The sequence below is a fragment of the Megasphaera sp. DISK 18 genome (assembly GCF_001682955.1).
In the GTDB taxonomy this organism is placed as follows: Bacteria; Bacillota; Negativicutes; order Veillonellales; family Megasphaeraceae; genus Megasphaera; species Megasphaera massiliensis.
This window is the reverse complement of sequence record NZ_LUGJ01000035.1, coordinates 21,473-38,719: the sequence shown is the minus strand read 5'-3', so window position 1 is coordinate 38,719 and position 17,247 is coordinate 21,473. Positions and strand designations below refer to the sequence as shown.

The window sequence follows — 17,247 nt, the reverse complement described above, 5'->3', positions numbered from 1 at the left end:
GAGGAGGTGCGATTATGTCTAAAGCTATTTTGGGTAAAAAATTAGGTATGACTCAGGTCTTCACCGAAGAAGGCGCAGTCGTCCCTGTAACCGTCGTCGAAGCTTCCCCGAACGTAGTTGTACGCGTTAAGACCGTTGATACGGACGGATACAACTCCATTCAGCTCGGCTATGGTGAAATCAAAGAAAAACATCTGACGAAACCCGTTAAGGGTCAATTCGACAAAGCAGGCGTTGCTCCTGTTAAGTATCTTCGCGAATTCCGTTTGACAGATACGCCGGAATATACGGCAGGCCAAACTCTGGCAGCTGATATTTTCGCAAGCGGCGATCTCGTCGACGTAATTGGCACCAGCAAGGGTAAAGGGTTTGCAGGTACTATCAAACGTCACGGTTTCCACCGCGGACCGATGGGTCACGGCTCTAAATCTCATCGTGAACCCGGTTCTCTCGGACCTATGACCAGTGGTGGCGGCGGTAAAGTCGTCAAGGGTAAAAAACTTCCTGGACAAATGGGTGGCAACCAGGCAACCGTTCTTCATCTTTCCATCGTTAAAGTCGATATGGATAAGAACCTGATCTTGGTTAAAGGCGGCATCCCGGGCGCTAAAGGCAGCTTGGTTATGATTCGCGATACCGTAAAACCCCGCTAATAGTTGTCTACAGGAAGGAGGATAAAATATAATGCCAAAAGTAAGCACGTATAATATTGCCGGTGCACAGACCGGTGAAATCGAATTGAACGATAGCGTATTTGGCGTTGAAGTGAACGAAGCCGTTATGCGTCAGGCCGTTCTCCGTCAGCTCGCCAACCAGCGCTTAGGCACACATTCCACCAAAACTCGCGGCCTCGTTCGCGGCGGTGGCAGAAAGCCTTGGAAACAGAAAGGAACCGGCCGGGCCCGTGTAGGCAGTAACCGCAGCCCGTTGTGGGTTGGTGGCGGCACCATTTGGGGTCCCCATCCGCGCTCTTACGAACAGAAAATGCCTCGTAAAGCTCGCCGTCTGGCTGTTAAATCCGCTTTGAGCGATAAAGTCAATACTAATGAATTGTTCGTCCTCGACGAAATCAATCTCGCAGCTCCGAAAACGAAAGAAGTTGTTACGCTCATCAATAACTTCAAATTCGCTGGTGAAAAAGTTCTTTTCATCACCGACAACGATGAAGTTGTAGAACGCTGCGCACGCAACATCAAAGGCGTTAAAGCCATTTCTACGACCGGCGTAAACATCTTTGATTTGCTCCACTACACGAAATTGTTCGTTACGAAGAGCGCTGTCGCTAAGATTGAGGAGGTGCTCGCATAATGAACATGCATGATCTCTTGTTAAAACCGGTCATCACCGAAAAAACGACGATGATGATGTCTGATGGCAAATATACATTTAAAGTACCGCTCCATGCTAACAAAGTTGAAATTCGTAAAGCTGTTGAAGCCATTTTCGGCGTCAAAGTTAAAAGCGTAGCAACACTTCGCACGATGGGTAAATTCAAGCGCATGGGCAAATACATCGGCAAGCGCCCGGATTACAAAAAAGCCATCGTAACCCTTCAGGAAGGCGAAACCATCGAATTCTTCGAAGGAGCTTAAGCATTTAACGAATAAGGAGGAGGCACTACAATGGCCATTAAATCATTTAAACCGTACTCCGCTAGCCGCCGTTTCATGACTGTTTCGACATTCGAAGACATTACGGCGTCTAAACCGGAAAAATCCTTATTGGTCAAAGTAACCAATAAGGGCGGTCGTAATAACAGCGGCCGTATGACTGTCCGTCATCAGGGCGGCGGTCACAAACGCCGTTACCGTTTGATCGACTTCAAACGTATTAAAGACAACATCCCGGCAAAAGTTGCGACGATCGAATACGATCCGAACCGCTCTGCCAATATCGCCCTTCTGTTCTATGCAGATGGCGAAAAGAAATACATCATCGCTCCGAACGGCCTTAAAGTTGGCGACGTCGTTTACAGCGGTCCCGAATCGGATATCAAGGTTGGCAATGCTTTGCCGCTCCAGAACATCCCCCTCGGTACCCTCGTACACAACGTTGAAATGAAAATCGGCAAGGGCGGCCAGATGGTTCGTTCTGCCGGTGAATCGGCACAGCTCATGGCTAAAGAAGGCAACTATGCACTTCTTCGTCTGCCGTCGGGCGAACTTCGTCAGGTACACATCCGCTGCCGCGCTACCATCGGTGTCGTAAGCAATACGGATTATGAAAACATCACGATCGGTAAAGCCGGCCGTTCCCGCTGGTTGGGCGTTCGCCCGGGCAACCGTGGTGTCGTCATGAACCCGTGCGATCATCCTCATGGCGGTGGTGAAGGTAAGGCTCCTGTTGGTCGTAAACGCCCGGTTACTCCTTGGGGTAAACCTGCTTATGGCGTCAAGACTCGCGACTCTAAAAAAGCTTCCAATAAGTTTATTGTGAAGAGACGTAAATAAGTGTTGAGGAAAGGAGATAACTAAGTGTCCAGATCCATTAAAAAGGGCCCATTCGTAGCACATCATCTCTTGAAGAAAATCGACGCTATGAACGAAGCCAACGAAAAGAAAGTCATCAAAACCTGGTCCCGTGCATCGATGATCCTGCCGAACTTCGTCGGCCACACGATTGCTGTTCACGACGGCCGGAAACATGTACCTGTCTATATCACGGAAGATATGGTAGGTCATAAATTGGGCGAATTTGCACCGACTCGTACATTCAAGGGTCATGCTAAAGCCGAAAAAGTAACCAGATAAGAAGGGGGTAACATAAATGGCAGTAAAAGCTGTTACGAAACACATTCGCATTGCTCCCCGTAAAATTCGGATTGTTGCTGACTTGGTTCGGGGTAAAAACGTCGGCGAAGCTATCTCTATCTTGAAATTCACTCCGAAAGTGGGTTCTCGTGTAGTTGAAAAGACTTTGCGCAGTGCCGTTGCTAATGCGGAACACAATAACGATATGGACGTTGCAAAATTGTTCATTTCTGAAATTTTTGTTGACCAGGATTCCACGATGAAACGTATTCATCCGCGCAGCCGTGGACAGGCTTTCAAAATTCTCAAGCATTCCAGTCATTTGACGGTTGTTGTTGACGAAAAAGCATAAGGAGGGAAATGTAGTGGGTCAGAAAGTTAATGCCCATGGATTCCGCGTCGGCGTTTCCAAACCATGGGACGCAAAATGGTATGCAGAAAAAGATTACGCTGCACTCTTAAATGAAGACGTTAAGATCCGTGAATTCTTAAAGAAACAGTTATACATTGCAGGTGTTTCCCGCATTGAAATCGAACGCTCTGCAAAACGTATCAAATTGGTTATCCATACTGCTAAACCGGGCATGGTCATCGGCCGTGGCGGTGCAGGTATTGAAGATATTAAAAAAGCGTTGAAAGCCTTCACCACGAAGACTGTCGACGTAAACATTGCTGAAATCAAACAGGCCGAAATGGATGCAACCTTGGTTGCTGAAAACGTTGCCAGCCAGCTCGAACGCCGTATCGGCTTCCGCCGCGCTATGAAACAGTGCGTTGGCCGCACGATGCGTATGGGCGCTAAGGGTATCAAAATCATGTGCTCCGGCCGTCTTGGCGGTGCTGAAATCGCTCGCAGCGAAAGCCTCCGCGATGGTTCTATTCCCTTGCACACGCTCCGCGCTGACATCGACTATGGCTTTGCTGAAGCTCATACGACGTATGGCTGCATCGGCATTAAATGCTGGATTTACAAAGGTGAAATCCTCCCGGAAGCTAAAAAAGCTCCGAAAAAGCACGAAGGGAGTGAAGCGTAATGTTAATTCCAAAACGTGTCAAATATCGTAAACAGTTCCGTGGCCGTATGAAAGGCCAGGCACATCGTGGTAATAAAGTCGCTCATGGTGAATATGGTCTCGTCGCTCTCGAACCGTCGTGGATTACGAACCGTCAGATCGAAGCTGCCCGTATCGCTATGACACGTTACATCAAACGTGGCGGTAAAGTTTGGATCAAGATTTTCCCGGACAAACCGGTTACGGCAAAACCGGCTGGTACTCGTATGGGTTCCGGTAAAGGTGCTCCGGAATACTGGGTTGCTGTTGCAAAACCGGGCCGCGTACTCTTTGAAATGGGTGGCGTAAGCGCAGAAGTTGCTCGTGAAGCAATGCGTCTCGCTGGCCATAAGCTGCCGATTAAAACGAAGTTTGTTGTTAAAGGTCAGGAATTAGGTGGTGAATAAAATGAAGGTTAAAGAAATCCGTGCGCTGAGCGCTGCCGAAATGGATGAAAAAGTGGTTAGCCTGAAAGAAGAATTGTTTAACCTCCGTTTTCAACATGCGACCGGCCAATTAGAAAATCCAATGCGTATCCGCGAAGTTAAGAAGACAATCGCTCGCATCAAAACGGTACAGCGTGAAGCAGAACTGAAAGCGCAGGCGTAAGAACGTCCATAATTGGAATCTAAAAGGAGGTCACAAGCACAGATGGAAAGAAATGAACGTAAAATTCGCGTAGGTAAAGTAGTCAGCGATAAAATGGACAAAACAATTGTCGTTGCTGTAGAATATAAGACACAGCATAAGCTGTATAAAAAGCCGATCATCTCGACGGTTAAATTTAAAGCCCACGATGAAAACAACGAATGCCACATTGGCGACGTCGTTCGTATTGAAGAAACCCGTCCGCTGTCCAAACAGAAACACTGGAGAGTCGTGACGATCGTAGAAAAAGCTAAATAAGCTTCATTAATTAGGAGGTTAAGCCATGATTCAGCAAGAAACTATGTTGAATGTTGCCGACAATACTGGTGCCAAGAAAATTTTGTGCATCCAGGTCATGGGTGGCTCGTATCGTAAATATGGCAACATTGGTGATATCATTACAGCATCTGTTAAAGATGCATCACCCGGTGGCGTTGTCAAGAAGGGCGATGTAGTCAAAGCTGTTATCGTCCGTTCTAAAAAGGGTTTGCGCCGTGCTGACGGTTCCTATATCCGTTTCGACGAAAACGCCGCTGTCGTAATCAACAACAATGATAAAAGTCCGAAAGGTACTCGTATTTTTGGGCCCGTTGCCAGAGAACTGCGTGAAAAAGATTTCATGAAGATTATCTCCCTGGCTCCGGAAGTATTATAAGGAGGGGGTGTTCTCAATGGGTAAAATGCACGTTAAAACAGGCGATACGGTCATTGTCATTGCCGGTAAAGAAAAAGGCAAAAAAGGCAAGGTCATCGCAACGTATCCGAAAAAAGACCGCGTCGTAGTTGAAGGCCTTAACCAGGTTAAGCGCCACACGAAACCGAGTCAGAACAATCCTCAAGGCGGCATTATCACCAAGGAAGCTGCTATCCATGTTTCCAACGTAATGCTCGTAGATCCTGAAAGCGGCAAACCGACTCGTGTCAAAATGGTCCAGCAGGCCGACGGCACTAAAGTTCGTACAGCCGTAAAGAGCGGTAAAGCTATCTAATAAGAAGGGAGGCCCTTGAGAGTGTCCAGATTAAAAGACAAATACCTTTCCGAAGTTGTGAAAGGTTTACAGGAAAAATACAGTTATAAAAATGTAATGCAGATTCCGAAGGTTACCAAAGTTGTTATCAACATGGCCGTTGGCGAAGCTGTTACCAACTCCAAAGCCTTGGATGCTGCTGTTAGTGATATGACCATCATTTCCGGTCAGAAACCGATCATCACGAAAGCTAAGAAATCTATCGCAGCTTTCAAAATCCGTGAAGGCATGAACCTCGGCTGCAAAGTTACGCTTCGCGGCGAACGCATGTATGAGTTCCTCGATAAATTGATGAACTTGACGCTTCCCCGTGTCCGTGACTTCCATGGTGTCAGTGCAACCGGCTTCGACGGCCGCGGCAACTACACCCTCGGCCTGAAGGAACAGCTTATCTTCCCGGAAATCGAATATGATAAGGTTGATAAAGCTCGCGGCATGGATATCACCATCGTTACGACGGCTGCGACCGACGAAGAAGGTCGCGACATGTTGAAACTGATGGGCATGCCTTTTGAAAAGTAATAGAGGAGGATAACATACATGGCAAAGAAATCGATGCTTGAACGTGAAAAGAAACGTGAAAAAATGGTTGCCAAATACGCTAAGCTTCGTGCTGAACTCAAAGCAAAAGGCGACTATGAAGCACTTTCTCAGCTGCCGGCTAACGCATCTCCGGTTCGTCTGCACAACCGCTGCAAAATAACCGGCCGTCCTCACGGTTATATGCGTAAATTTGGCATCTGCCGCATCACATTCCGTGAACTGGCTTATAAAGGTCAGATCCCTGGCGTTAAAAAAGCCAGCTGGTAACACGTATTCCATGGAGGGAGGTTTTTAGATTATGGCAATGACCGATCCGATTGCGGATATGCTCACAAGAATCCGTAATGCTAACTCGGCATATCACGAAAAAGTAGAAATCCCTGCTTCGAAGATTAAAGCAGCAATGCTCGACATCCTCAAAGAAGAAGGTTTCGTCAAAAACTACGAATCCGTAAACGAAGGCAAAACGCTGAAAGTTACGTTGAAATATGGTTCTAATAAAGAAAAAGTAATTACCGGCATCAAGAGAATTTCCAAACCGGGCCTGCGCGTATACGCTGGCAAAGAAGAACTCCCGCGCGTTCTCGGTGGTTTGGGGATCGCTGTAATTTCTACGTCTCAAGGCGTTATGAGCGACAAACAGGCTCGTAAACTCGGCTTGGGCGGCGAAGTTCTCGCTTACGTCTGGTAAATTTTGGAGGTGTCAATATGTCCCGAGTAGGTAGAATGCCTATTGATATTCCGGCAGGCGTAAATGTAAACCTCGATGGCCACGTAATTACCGTAAAAGGCCCGAAAGGCGAACTCACACGTACGCTTCACCAGGATATGAAAGTCACAATTAATGACAACGTTATCACTGTAGAACGTCCGTCTGACGATAAAAATCACCGTGCACTGCACGGCCTCACCCGCGCACTCGTAGCCAACATGGTTAAAGGTGTTTCGGAAGGCTTCAAAAAGGAATTGGAAATCGTCGGTGTTGGTTACAGAGCACAGATGAAAGGTAAGAAACTTGCCTTGACTCTTGGTTTCTCCCATCCCCTCGAACTCGACGCTCCGGCCGGTGTTACCATCGAATGCCCGAGTGCTACGCAGATCCACATTTCCGGTGCAGACAACGAAGTTGTCGGTGAATTCGCTGCTAAAGTTCGCGGCTACCGTCTCCCTGAACCGTATAAGGGCAAAGGTATCCGTTATGTTGGCGAACATGTCCGTCGTAAAGCCGGTAAAGCTGGTACTAAGAAATAAGATTTAATTAGAAAGGAGTGAATTCCTTGAATAAGAGTAAAAACACAATCCGTTTGAAACGGCATTGGCGTTTACGCAAGAACATCAACGGCACGGCAGAACGTCCGCGTCTCAACGTTTTCCGCAGCCTTAACAATATTTATGCCCAGGTCATCGACGACGTAAACGGCGTAACCTTGGTTGCAGCAAGCTCTTTGGACAAAGAACTGAAAGATCAGAACGTCACCGGCGGCAACGCTGAAGGCGCAAAATTGGTAGGTGCTTTGGTTGCTAAACGAGCTGTTGAAAAAGGTATTACGACTGTCGTTTTCGACCGTGGCGGTTACATCTATCACGGCCGTGTTGCAGCTCTCGCTGAAGCAGCTCGTGAAGCTGGCTTGAAATTCTAATCAAGGAGGAAATAACACATGGCAAAAGTTGACCATGCAGGTCTCGAATTACAGGAAAATGTAGTATTCATCAACCGTGTTGCTAAGGTAGTTAAAGGCGGCCGTCGTTTTTCCTTCAGTGCCCTCGTTGTTGTCGGTGACGGCAATGGCCGTGTTGGCGCAGGTTTAGGTAAAGCCGGTGAAGTTCCTGAAGCAATCCGTAAAGGCGTCGAAGACGCTAAGAAACATATGATTTCCGTTCCGTTGAAAAACGGTTCCATTCCCCATAAAGTTACGGGTATTTTCGGCGCAGGCCAGGTATTCCTGAAACCGGCTGCTGAAGGTACTGGCGTCATTGCCGGCGGCCCGGTTCGTGCCGTATTGGAACTGGCTGGCGTCCGCAACATCCTCACCAAATCGATCGGTTCTTCCAACCCGAACAACATGGTTCAGGCTACGCTCGAAGGTTTGAGCAGCTTGAAGGATGTCAATAAAGTTGCTGAACTCCGTGGCAAAACTGTAGAAGAAATTTACGGTTAATAAGGAGGATATAACAAGATGGCTCAGGTTAAAGTTACACTCGTAAAGAGTTTGGCTGGCCGTCCTGGCGATCAGCGCGCAACCATCGTTGCCCTCGGTCTCCACAAGACGAACTCCAGCGTAGTAAAAGAAGTAACCCCCCAGATCAAAGGGATGCTTCATAAAGTAGAACACTTGGTAAAAGTAGAAGAAATTTAATATAGAAGGAGGTGCGCTGAATTGAAACTTCATGAAATGAGTATTGTTCCTGGTTCCAAGAAAAAACGTAACCGCGTCGGCCGTGGTATCGGTTCCGGTAACGGCAAAACGGCCGGTAAAGGTATGAAAGGTCAGCTTTCTCGTAGCGGTGGCGGTAAGCGCCCGGGCTTCGAAGGTGGCCAGATGCCGCTGTATCGTTTGCTCCCGAAACGTGGTTTCACCAACATTTGGGGTAAAGAATATGCAGAAGTTAATGTTTCTGTACTCAACCGCTTTGAAGACGGCACGACTGTCGATCCCGTTGCTTTAGTCGAAGCTGGCATCGTTAAGAATGTCCGCGACGGCATCCGCATCCTCGGCAATGGCGAACTCGAAAAGAAACTGACCGTCGTAGCCAATGGTTTCACGAAATCTGCTAAAGAAAAGATTGAAGCTGCAGGTGGTAAGGTTGTAGTACCGGGAGAAGAACCGGTAGCAGAACAGTAGGGGTGATTTGCGATGTTAGAGAACATCCAAAACGTACTTAACGTTCCGGAATTCCGGAAACGGGCGGTCTTCACTCTTATTATGTTCGTCGTTTTCAGACTGGGTGTACACATCCCCGTACCGGGTGTCGACTCGTCGGTCATTGAAAACCTCTTCAGCAGCGGCAACTTGTTCGGATTACTCGACTTGTTTGCCGGTGGGGCACTGAGTAAGTTCTCCATCCTGGCCATGAGCATCACGCCGTACATCAACGCGTCGATTATCATGCAGCTGCTGACCGCCGTCGTTCCAACGTTTGAACAATGGGCCAAGGATAATCAAGAAGGCCGCGATAAGATCCAAAAGGTCACGCGGTACGGCACGGTTGTCCTGGCATTGATTCAGGCCTTTGCCATGAGCTATGCACTGAAAGTCAACGGTGCGCTCATCGTCGACAGCTGGGCTATGGTCGTCATGGTATCACTGATTCTTACGGCAGGGACTTGTTTCCTCATGTGGCTCGGTGACCAGATCACAGCCGGCGGCATCGGCAACGGCATTTCGCTGATCATCTTCGCCGGTATCGTAGCGCGTTTCCCCCAAGGCGTCATGACGATTTATCAGTATATTCAGGCCGGTTCGATTAATATCTTCCAGGCCTTACTTTTTGTCGTTATCGCTTTGTTCATGATCATCGTGGTCATCGAAGTTACGCAGGGACAGCGGCGCGTTGCGGTACAATATGCAAAACGCATTGTCGGTCGTAAGATGTATGGCGGCCACTCGACACACATTCCGCTGAAAGTCAACCAGGCCGGCGTTATCCCCATCATCTTTGCATCGTCTGTACTGATGTTCCCGATTACGATCGCACAGTTCGTACAGAATGACACAGTCCAATGGATTGCCAGCTACTTTGCATGGGGCACCGTTACCAATACGGTCATGTACGCCGTTCTGATTATGTTCTTCACATATTTCTACACGGCTATTTCGCTGAACATCCCTCAGCTTACGGAAAATATGCAGAAGTATGGCGGCTTCATTCCGGGCATCCGTCCGGGTCAGCCGACTGCCCTGTATATCGATCGCATCATGACGAGAATTACCCTCGCCGGTGCCTTCTTCTTAGCATTCATCGCCATCCTGCCGAACTTCATCGGTTGGATTACTGGCATTGAAGGGGTTTACTTCGGCGGTACAGCCATCCTCATCGTCGTCGGTGTTGCCATCGATACGATGAAGCAGGCAGAATCCTTAGTTTTGAATAGACAATATCAAGGATTTATGAAATAATAAGGGGGTAGTTTGAGTGTATATTCTTTTAATGGGCCCTCCGGGCGCCGGTAAAGGTACCCAGGCTGAACGATTGATTGACAAATATGGTATTCCCCAGATTTCGACAGGCGATATGTTCCGGGCAGCTGTAAAAGAACAGACTCCGCTCGGTCTTGAAGCCAAAAAGTATATGGACAACGGCCAGCTCGTACCCGATGCTGTTACCGTAGGAATTGTCAAGGAACGTCTTTCTAAAGACGACTGCAAAAAAGGCTTTATCCTCGACGGCTTCCCGCGTACGACCAGCCAGGCTGTATCCCTCGATGCCATCCTTCGGGATCTCGGCATCAAACTCGATGGCGTCATCAACATCGCCGTTCCCGATGAAGAACTCATCAAGCGGACGACGGGCCGTCAGATCTGCCGCTCTTGCGGTACGACATACCATGTCACATTCAAACCGTCCAAGGTAAAGAACGTTTGCGATAAATGCGGCGGTGAATTATACCAGCGCGACGACGATAAAGTTGAAACCGTCAAAAAGCGTCTGAGTGTATACGCTGCACAGACGAAACCGCTCATTGACTACTATAAAAATTCCAATCTCTATATTGAAATTGATGGAGAACAGAATATGGATGATGTATACAAAGACATCATCGCTAGTCTTGAAAAGAGTAAATAAGCATGATCATCTTAAAATCAAAACGGGAAATTGAATATATTCGCGACGCTGGCCGTATTACGGCCAATGCCTTAGCTCTCATGAAGAAGCTGGCAAAGCCCGGCATTACGACGGGTGAGCTCGACCAGCGCTGTGAAGACTATATCCGCAGTTGCGGCGCTTTTCCGAGCTGTAAAGGTTATTATGGATTCCCGGCAACTATTTGCGCCAGCGTAAATGAAGAAGTCGTCCATGGGATTCCTGGCCATCGCAAGCTTAAAGATGGCGATATAATCAGCGTTGATTTAGTTGTAAATAAAAATGGCTACCATGGCGATTCGACGGTAACGATTCCTGTCGGCCACGTGAACCCGGCAACCCTCAAATTACTTAAGGTTACTGAAGAATGCCTTTATAAGGGCATTGAACAGGCTGTAGCCGGCAATCATCTTGGCGATATCGGTCATGCCGTCCAAGCCTACGCTGAATCCTTTGGGTACAGCGTCGTCCGAGATTACGTCGGACACGGCATTGGCACGGATATGCACGAAGATCCGGAAGTACCGAATTACGGTATGCCCGGTCACGGCGAATTGTTGGAACCGGGCATGGTCCTGGCTCTGGAACCGATGATCAATATGGGTACGGAAAAGGTCCGCCAGTTGAAAAACGGCTGGACCGTCGTCACACAAGACGGCAAACCGGCAGCCCACTTCGAACATACAGTAGCGATTACGGAAAACGGCCCTGAAATTCTGACCTTACCGGATGAATGATGGAACGAACTCCGATGATACCTGTCTGCACGGTCGTAGAATGCCTGGCAGGCAAGGATAAAGGCTGCTTGTATGTTGTTGTCGGCAGTTTGGCTTATCCCTACGTATGGATTGCTGACGGTAGAAAGTACAACCTGGATAAGCCGAAGAAAAAGAACTGCCGGCATCTCCGGATATTGGGAACGAGCGTATCTGAAGGAAGCGCTGGTCCCGTGAGAATCAGCAATGAATGGATACGGTCCGTCTTAAACCGGGCTATGAAGAATTGACCAGGGAGGTTACTATGTCGAAGGTAGATGTCATTGAAGTAGAAGGCGTCGTCGTTGAAGCCTTACCAAACGCCATGTTCAAAGTCAAACTTGAAAATGAACACATCGTGTTGGCTCATGTCTCCGGTAAAATGCGTATGAATTTCATTCGTATCCTTCCGGGCGACCGGGTCACACTTGAATTGACACCGTATGATCTGAATCGCGGTCGCATTACATACCGCTTTAAGTAAGAGTATTACGCAGGAGGTTAATAATGAAGGTAAAACCGTCAGTAAAGAAGATTTGCGAAAAATGCAAAATCATTAAACGTAAAGGCCGTGTCATGGTCATTTGCGAAAATCCGAAACATAAACAGAAACAGGGTTAATAAGCAGGAGGTGAATGAATAGATGGCACGTATAGCCGGTGTGGATTTACCACGTGATAAACGAGTTGAAATTGGTTTGACTTACATTTTAGGTATTGGTCTTTCTTCTTCCCAGCAGATTCTGGCGAAGACTGGCGTAAACCCGGATACCCGCGTTCGCGATTTGACGGAAGACGAAGTACAGAAAATTCGTGAAGTCATCGGTTCTGATTATAAAGTTGAAGGCGATCTTCGCCGCGACACAGCACTCAACATCAAACGCCTGATCGAAGTTAATTCGTATCGCGGCAAACGTCATCGCGCAGGTCTTCCCGTTCGCGGTCAGCGCACCAAGACCAACGCACGTACGCGTAAAGGTCCGAGAAAAGCTGTAGCAGGTAAGAAGAAATAAGATTCTTTAAGTAAGGAGGGAAACGATTTTGGCTAAGAATGTCAGAAGTAATAAAAGAAAAGAAAAGAAACATGTAGAATCGGGTGCAGCTCATATTCGTTCTACATTCAACAATACAATCGTTACGATTAGTGATACAAAAGGCAATGCACTGTCTTGGGCAAGTGCCGGCGGCCTCGGTTTCCGCGGTTCCCGTAAGAGCACTCCGTTTGCTGCACAGATGGCTGCTGAACAGGCTGCAAAAGCAGCTATGGAACATGGCCTTCGTCAGGTAGAAGTCTTCGTAAAAGGTCCGGGCTCGGGTCGTGAAGCTGCTATCCGCGCATTGCAGGCAGCTGGTCTCGAAGTAAACTCCATCAAAGACGTAACGCCTATTCCGCATAACGGTTGCCGTCCGCCTAAACGGAGACGCGTATAATCGATGATTAACCAAGGTGTTTTGATTCTGAAATAGGAGGATTTTCCTGATGAGCGAAGATAACAAATTTAAAGTTAAAACCGTCGAAGTCAACGACGGCGGTACCTATGGAAAATTCGTATGCGAACCTCTGGATCGGGGTTACGGAATCACATTGGGTAATAGTTTGCGGCGTGTCCTCCTGGCATCACTGGATGGCGTAGCAATCACTTCGATTAAAATCGATGGTGTTCTTCATGAATTTTCGACCATTCCCGGTGTTCGGGAAGACGTTTCGGAAATCATCCTCAACCTCAAGCAGGTTCGGATTAAATTCCTGGATGATGATGTAGATGAAGTTGACATCACTATCGATATCTCTGGTGAATGTGAATTCACTGCAAACGATCTTAACGTAAACTCAGACATTGAAATTTTAAACCCGGATCTCCATATCGCAACCCTCGATACGGAAGCTGACATCCACATGCAGTGCCATATCGAACGCGGTAAGGGCTATGTTCCGTCCACGCAGAACAAGAAAGAAACGGATATGATCGGCGTCATTCCCATCGATTCCATCTTCTCTCCCATTGTGCGCACGAACTACAGCGTTGGCAATATCCGGGTAGGCAACGAAATGGACTATGATTCGTTGACCCTTGAAGTAACGACAGATGGCAGCATCACGACTGAAAATGCCGTTGCTAAGGCTGCATCGATTATGATCAGCTACTTAAACTACTTCCAGAACATCGCTACCGATGCAAAGGTAAATGATGAAAAAGCTATCTTCACTGACGACGATGGCGAACCCGTGGAAGAATCGACCGAACCCGATAAGGGCAAGATCAAGATTGAAATTCTTGACCTGTCTGTCCGCGCTTCGAATTGCCTGAAACGTGCAAATATTTACACCATTGGCGATCTCACCGAACGGACGGAAGATGACTTGTCGAAGATTCGCAACCTCGGCAAGAAATCTGTCGATGAAATTATTGAAAAGTTAGAAATGCACAACTACTACTTAAAATCGAGTAATGAAGAATAGTTCGAGGAGGATGAACAATGGCTTATAGAAAGTTGGGACGAGACAGCTCCGCACGTAAAGCATTGCTGCGCAGCATTGTCACCTCTTTATTCCAGCATGAACGCATTGAAACGACGGAAGCAAAGGCAAAAGAACTTCGCAAAGTCGCTGATAAGATGCTTACCCTCGCAAAACGCGGTGATCTCCACGCTCGCCGTCAGGTTTTGGCATACATGATGGATGAAGATGTTGTCAAAAAACTGTTTGACGAAATTGCACCGAAATACACCGACCGTCAGGGCGGTTATACTCGCATCATTAAGACTGGCGTTCGTCAGGGCGATGCTGCTCCGATGGTAATCATCGAGTTAGTATAAACGTATGAATGAGAAGGAGCTGTCCTGAGACAGCTCCTTTTTGTATATGCTCATCCGGAGGTTCCGGAAAGGGCGCCATTTTCTGGAAAAGGAGTGATACTATGCCGTATCGTATGATGTTAGCCGTAAATTTCACCCCGGAAAGACTGGAACAAGTTAAACTGTTGGCTTTGCTCATGAAATCGAAGATCAAGGCCGTAACGGATGAAGAAAAGGGAGAAACCGTCGGCAAAGTGTTGGGTCTGACCGATGAAGAAATCGCCGAAATCTCTGCCATGAGACAGGACACGGAAGAAGCGAGAGTTCATGAAAAGATGAATGAAGATGAAAATCTGCCGCCGGTTACGAAAGAAGCCCTCATTCTCTGTGGTTTCGACAATAAAGTCGTCAATCTCCTCTTAGACAGCATTCGCCGAGGCCGTTTGAAAAACGTACCTTTAAAAGCCATGCTGACACCCAATAACATTTCCTGGACCATTGAAACGATTTTGCAGGAGCTTTCGAAAGAGCACGAATATTTCCATAAAAAGAGGTAAGGACTATGCGTCCAACGACACTTTGCTTTCCCGTTCGATCGGACGGGAAAGTTTTGTTAGGCCGAAAGAAACGTGGCTTTGGCGTCCGTAAGTGGAACGGTTTCGGCGGTAAAATAGAAGGCGGAGAAACTTTTTTGCAGTGCGCTGTAAGAGAACTTCGGGAAGAAACGGGTTTAATGGCCGATGAAGGAGATTTTGAATTGGTCGGCTTCCTGGACTTCCATTTTAGTGCCGCACCTGAACTGGATCACATCGGCTACGTCTACATCCTGCGCCACTGGCAGGGGGCGGTCTGTGAGAGCGAAGAAATGGAGCCCCGCTGGTTTGCACCTCATGACTTTCCGTACGACGAGATGTGGAAAGGCGACCGGACCTGGGTTCCCATGGTATTAAAAGAAGACTGTGTGAAGGGCATCATTACCTTTGCTCCCGATGGAGAAACCGTTCAGGATATGGAACTTCAGCCTTTTTATCCGCAGCGGCTTGAAGATTAGTTTTTTGCTGAAAGGCGGCAGACCGGAATGAATCGTGATTTCGTGATTTCACAATTTAAAAGCTATGTGGCAGATTTTGACGCTGTCGATGAGGGAATTTCGCTGAAATTCGCCCATTCTTTGCGGGTCAGCGCTTGGTGTGAAAGACTGGCAAAGGCCTTACACCTTTCGCAGGATGACGTGGATTTAGCTTGGATTATCGGTGTCCTTCATGATATCGGGCGGTTTGAACAACTGCGGGAGTACCATACGTTCATCGATTATCAGTCCATGGATCATGCAAAATATGGGGCACGGTATCTATTTCAGGATGGTCATATCCGTGATTTTTGGCAGGATGACCGTCAAGATGCTGTCATGGAAGCCGCTATTTCTCAGCATAATGTGTATCGACTGGCCGATGATTTATCTCCGCGGCAGCGACTGTTTTGTCAGCTCATCCGCGATGCCGACAAGCTTGATATCTTTAAAGTCTGTGCCGATGGCCTGCGTAAAGGTCAGAATGTGTGGCGTGTCGATGACAGCAACGTTGAAAAACAGCCTATCTCAGAGGCCGTCATGAAAGAAGCCCGGCAGAAAAAACTCGTTCCGACCCGGGTGAAAAAGACTTTTATGGATTTTTATGTCGGTACCCTTTGTTTTTATTTTGACCTCGTCTATGATGAGAGCCGGAAACTGGCTAGGGAGCAGGGGTATTTTGCAGAGCTCCTCCGTTTTCATTCACAAAATCCGGACAGTGAGGCGAAATTGAATGAAATACGCTGCCTCATCCAAGGCGACTGAATTTTTCCGACATCTCGATGTCGGATCCTATCAATACATAATGGAGGGCCTATCAACGTGGAAATTTTGATTACTGGCGGTGCCGGGTTTATTGGATCGCATATCTTGGAAGCTTTACAGGGGCGGCCGGATATAAAGGTCGTCGTTTTCGACAATTTATCCGGCGGGTCCCGCGAACATGTGCCGGCCGGGATGGAATTGATTGAAGGCGATGTCTGCGATCAAGACGCTGTTGACGCCATTTTTAAAAATCATTCTTTTTCAGCCGTCATCCATTTGGCGGCCCAGACGATGGTTCCGTTCTCTGTATCGCAGCCGATTGTCGATTGCCGGATTAATTTAGAAGGCGTCCTTCAGGTCTTGGAAGGATGCCGAAAATACAAGGTCCCGCACATTCTCTTTTCATCGAGTGCTGCCGTTTATGGGGATAATTTAAATATTCCTCTGGATGAAGGAGAGCACTTGGTGCCGACGTCGCCTTACGGCATTACCAAGATGACGACGGAACACTACTTGAGAGTATATCATGAGCTCTATGGGTTGGACGCTACGGTGTTTCGCTTTGCCAATGTCTATGGTGAACGGCAGGGGGAAAAAGGCGAAGGCGGTGTCGTCAGCATTTTCTGTAAACTCTTATCGGAAAATCAAGGGATTACCGTCTATGGTGACGGCAATCAGACGCGGGATTTCGTCTATGCCGGTGATATTGCCCAGGCTATTATCCGGGCCCTGCCTCTTACGGGCTATCATACGATAAACGTCTCGACCGGAACCGAAACCAGCATCAACGAACTGATCGAAAGCTTTGAAAAAGCCGTGGGTCATGCCGTTCCTGTTGACTATAAGGCTGCGCGTACCGGCGATATCCTGCGGTCGGTCTTAAGTAATAAGGCTTTGGAATCGCTCCTTTCCTTTGTGCCTCCGACGGATCTTGCCGAAGGGATTCGCCGCACCTACGAGTGGTACCGTCGTGCCGCTGCTAAGTGAAGGGCAGCGCCTTGACAGGTATGGTAAAACATGACACAATTAATTAGATATG

The 17,247-nt window shown here is 47.8% G+C and carries 34 protein-coding genes; all 34 read left to right on the top strand.

All coding sequences use genetic code 11. From position 1 onward, the window contains the following. Positions 1–14: 14 nt before the first annotated feature. The gene (gene rplC, locus A0U42_RS08265; RefSeq protein WP_044505175.1) at positions 15–653 is read left to right on the top strand and encodes a 50S ribosomal protein L3; all 639 of its coding nucleotides are present in this window, start codon (positions 15–17) and stop codon (positions 651–653) included. Between the two features lie 31 nt (positions 654–684). Further along, positions 685–1,308 carry a 50S ribosomal protein L4 gene (gene rplD, locus A0U42_RS08260; RefSeq protein WP_062411226.1) on the top strand — a complete coding sequence of 208 codons (624 nt, stop codon included), beginning with the start codon at positions 685–687 and terminating at the stop codon, positions 1,306–1,308. Beyond that, positions 1,308–1,592 (top strand): 50S ribosomal protein L23, encoded by a 285-nt coding sequence (gene rplW, locus A0U42_RS08255; protein WP_044505173.1) that lies wholly within the window; start codon positions 1,308–1,310, stop codon positions 1,590–1,592. Before rplD ends, rplW begins: the two co-directional genes overlap by 1 nt. A 30-nt stretch (positions 1,593–1,622) precedes the next feature. Next, complete coding sequence (gene rplB / locus A0U42_RS08250; protein WP_044505172.1) at positions 1,623–2,450, top strand: 50S ribosomal protein L2; 828 nt, start codon at positions 1,623–1,625, stop codon at positions 2,448–2,450. A 24-nt stretch (positions 2,451–2,474) separates the two neighbouring features. Continuing rightward, the gene (gene rpsS / locus A0U42_RS08245; protein WP_044505171.1) at positions 2,475–2,750 is read left to right on the top strand and encodes a 30S ribosomal protein S19; all 276 of its coding nucleotides are present in this window, start codon (positions 2,475–2,477) and stop codon (positions 2,748–2,750) included. A gap of 16 nt (positions 2,751–2,766) precedes the next feature. Then, on the top strand, positions 2,767–3,102 hold the full coding sequence (gene rplV / locus A0U42_RS08240) for a 50S ribosomal protein L22 (RefSeq protein ID WP_044505170.1): 336 nt from the start codon (positions 2,767–2,769) through the stop codon (positions 3,100–3,102). Between the two features lie 13 nt (positions 3,103–3,115). Continuing rightward, positions 3,116–3,784: a 30S ribosomal protein S3 gene (rpsC, locus tag A0U42_RS08235; RefSeq protein WP_044505169.1), complete on the top strand. Its 669-nt coding sequence runs from the start codon at positions 3,116–3,118 to the stop codon at positions 3,782–3,784. Then, positions 3,784–4,209, top strand: a complete 426-nt coding sequence (gene rplP, locus A0U42_RS08230; protein ID WP_044505168.1) for a 50S ribosomal protein L16 — start codon at positions 3,784–3,786, stop codon at positions 4,207–4,209. Before rpsC ends, rplP begins: the two co-directional genes overlap by 1 nt. Before the next feature lies 1 nt (position 4,210). Beyond that, on the top strand, positions 4,211–4,411 hold the full coding sequence (gene rpmC, locus A0U42_RS08225) for a 50S ribosomal protein L29 (protein WP_014015743.1): 201 nt from the start codon (positions 4,211–4,213) through the stop codon (positions 4,409–4,411). Between the two features lie 42 nt (positions 4,412–4,453). Further along, the gene (rpsQ, locus tag A0U42_RS08220) at positions 4,454–4,708 is read left to right on the top strand and encodes a 30S ribosomal protein S17 (protein ID WP_044505167.1); all 255 of its coding nucleotides are present in this window, start codon (positions 4,454–4,456) and stop codon (positions 4,706–4,708) included. Positions 4,709–4,733: 25 nt separating this feature from the next. Continuing rightward, positions 4,734–5,105, top strand: a complete 372-nt coding sequence (gene rplN / locus A0U42_RS08215) for a 50S ribosomal protein L14 (protein WP_044505166.1) — start codon at positions 4,734–4,736, stop codon at positions 5,103–5,105. Between the two features lie 25 nt (positions 5,106–5,130). Then, the gene (gene rplX, locus A0U42_RS08210; protein ID WP_176698857.1) at positions 5,131–5,439 is read left to right on the top strand and encodes a 50S ribosomal protein L24; all 309 of its coding nucleotides are present in this window, start codon (positions 5,131–5,133) and stop codon (positions 5,437–5,439) included. Between the two features lie 21 nt (positions 5,440–5,460). Further along, entirely contained in the window at positions 5,461–6,000 is a 540-nt protein-coding gene (gene rplE / locus A0U42_RS08205; RefSeq protein WP_044505164.1) for a 50S ribosomal protein L5, read from the top strand. An 18-nt stretch (positions 6,001–6,018) separates the two neighbouring features. Beyond that, positions 6,019–6,288, top strand: a complete 270-nt coding sequence (rpsN, locus tag A0U42_RS08200; RefSeq protein ID WP_044505163.1) for a 30S ribosomal protein S14 — start codon at positions 6,019–6,021, stop codon at positions 6,286–6,288. A 31-nt stretch (positions 6,289–6,319) separates the two neighbouring features. Then, positions 6,320–6,712, top strand: coding sequence for a 30S ribosomal protein S8 (gene rpsH, locus A0U42_RS08195; protein WP_044505162.1), 393 nt, complete (start codon positions 6,320–6,322; stop codon positions 6,710–6,712). A gap of 17 nt (positions 6,713–6,729) precedes the next feature. Further along, the gene (gene rplF, locus A0U42_RS08190; RefSeq protein WP_044505161.1) at positions 6,730–7,272 is read left to right on the top strand and encodes a 50S ribosomal protein L6; all 543 of its coding nucleotides are present in this window, start codon (positions 6,730–6,732) and stop codon (positions 7,270–7,272) included. 26 nt (positions 7,273–7,298) lie between these two features. Then, positions 7,299–7,661, top strand: a complete 363-nt coding sequence (gene rplR, locus A0U42_RS08185; RefSeq protein WP_081651747.1) for a 50S ribosomal protein L18 — start codon at positions 7,299–7,301, stop codon at positions 7,659–7,661. An 18-nt stretch (positions 7,662–7,679) separates the two neighbouring features. Further along, positions 7,680–8,180 (top strand): 30S ribosomal protein S5, encoded by a 501-nt coding sequence (rpsE, locus tag A0U42_RS08180; protein ID WP_044505159.1) that lies wholly within the window; start codon positions 7,680–7,682, stop codon positions 8,178–8,180. Positions 8,181–8,198: 18 nt separating this feature from the next. Then, complete coding sequence (rpmD, locus tag A0U42_RS08175) at positions 8,199–8,378, top strand: 50S ribosomal protein L30 (RefSeq protein WP_014015753.1); 180 nt, start codon at positions 8,199–8,201, stop codon at positions 8,376–8,378. Positions 8,379–8,399: 21 nt separating this feature from the next. Beyond that, on the top strand, positions 8,400–8,864 hold the full coding sequence (gene rplO, locus A0U42_RS08170) for a 50S ribosomal protein L15 (RefSeq protein ID WP_044505158.1): 465 nt from the start codon (positions 8,400–8,402) through the stop codon (positions 8,862–8,864). A gap of 12 nt (positions 8,865–8,876) precedes the next feature. Beyond that, the gene (gene secY / locus A0U42_RS08165) at positions 8,877–10,139 is read left to right on the top strand and encodes a preprotein translocase subunit SecY (RefSeq protein WP_044505157.1); all 1,263 of its coding nucleotides are present in this window, start codon (positions 8,877–8,879) and stop codon (positions 10,137–10,139) included. A gap of 16 nt (positions 10,140–10,155) precedes the next feature. After that, positions 10,156–10,806: an adenylate kinase gene (locus A0U42_RS08160; RefSeq protein ID WP_044505156.1), complete on the top strand. Its 651-nt coding sequence runs from the start codon at positions 10,156–10,158 to the stop codon at positions 10,804–10,806. Positions 10,807–10,808: 2 nt separating this feature from the next. Next, the gene (gene map, locus A0U42_RS08155) at positions 10,809–11,561 is read left to right on the top strand and encodes a type I methionyl aminopeptidase (RefSeq protein ID WP_044505155.1); all 753 of its coding nucleotides are present in this window, start codon (positions 10,809–10,811) and stop codon (positions 11,559–11,561) included. After that, a complete protein-coding gene (locus A0U42_RS08150) occupies positions 11,558–11,830 on the top strand; it encodes a KOW domain-containing RNA-binding protein (protein ID WP_225070094.1) in 273 nt (90 codons plus the stop codon). Before map ends, A0U42_RS08150 begins: the two co-directional genes overlap by 4 nt. A 14-nt stretch (positions 11,831–11,844) precedes the next feature. Beyond that, a complete protein-coding gene (gene infA / locus A0U42_RS08145; RefSeq protein WP_044505153.1) occupies positions 11,845–12,063 on the top strand; it encodes a translation initiation factor IF-1 in 219 nt (72 codons plus the stop codon). Between the two features lie 23 nt (positions 12,064–12,086). Continuing rightward, positions 12,087–12,200: a 50S ribosomal protein L36 gene (rpmJ, locus tag A0U42_RS08140; RefSeq protein WP_007391661.1), complete on the top strand. Its 114-nt coding sequence runs from the start codon at positions 12,087–12,089 to the stop codon at positions 12,198–12,200. A gap of 22 nt (positions 12,201–12,222) precedes the next feature. Next, positions 12,223–12,591 (top strand): 30S ribosomal protein S13, encoded by a 369-nt coding sequence (gene rpsM / locus A0U42_RS08135; protein WP_062411232.1) that lies wholly within the window; start codon positions 12,223–12,225, stop codon positions 12,589–12,591. 28 nt (positions 12,592–12,619) lie between these two features. Next, positions 12,620–13,009, top strand: coding sequence for a 30S ribosomal protein S11 (gene rpsK, locus A0U42_RS08130; protein WP_044505151.1), 390 nt, complete (start codon positions 12,620–12,622; stop codon positions 13,007–13,009). Between the two features lie 49 nt (positions 13,010–13,058). Then, positions 13,059–14,039: a DNA-directed RNA polymerase subunit alpha gene (locus A0U42_RS08125; protein WP_044505150.1), complete on the top strand. Its 981-nt coding sequence runs from the start codon at positions 13,059–13,061 to the stop codon at positions 14,037–14,039. Between the two features lie 17 nt (positions 14,040–14,056). Next, positions 14,057–14,395, top strand: a complete 339-nt coding sequence (gene rplQ, locus A0U42_RS08120) for a 50S ribosomal protein L17 (protein WP_065360574.1) — start codon at positions 14,057–14,059, stop codon at positions 14,393–14,395. A 101-nt stretch (positions 14,396–14,496) separates the two neighbouring features. Then, entirely contained in the window at positions 14,497–14,931 is a 435-nt protein-coding gene (locus tag A0U42_RS08115) for a DUF3783 domain-containing protein (RefSeq protein WP_255304139.1), read from the top strand. Positions 14,932–14,936: 5 nt separating this feature from the next. Continuing rightward, the gene (locus A0U42_RS08110) at positions 14,937–15,425 is read left to right on the top strand and encodes an 8-oxo-dGTP diphosphatase (RefSeq protein WP_044505148.1); all 489 of its coding nucleotides are present in this window, start codon (positions 14,937–14,939) and stop codon (positions 15,423–15,425) included. Between the two features lie 27 nt (positions 15,426–15,452). Continuing rightward, positions 15,453–16,208: an HD domain-containing protein gene (locus A0U42_RS08105; RefSeq protein ID WP_065360573.1), complete on the top strand. Its 756-nt coding sequence runs from the start codon at positions 15,453–15,455 to the stop codon at positions 16,206–16,208. Between the two features lie 57 nt (positions 16,209–16,265). Further along, positions 16,266–17,195 (top strand): NAD-dependent epimerase/dehydratase family protein, encoded by a 930-nt coding sequence (locus A0U42_RS08100; protein WP_065360572.1) that lies wholly within the window; start codon positions 16,266–16,268, stop codon positions 17,193–17,195. Positions 17,196–17,247 lie beyond the last annotated feature (52 nt).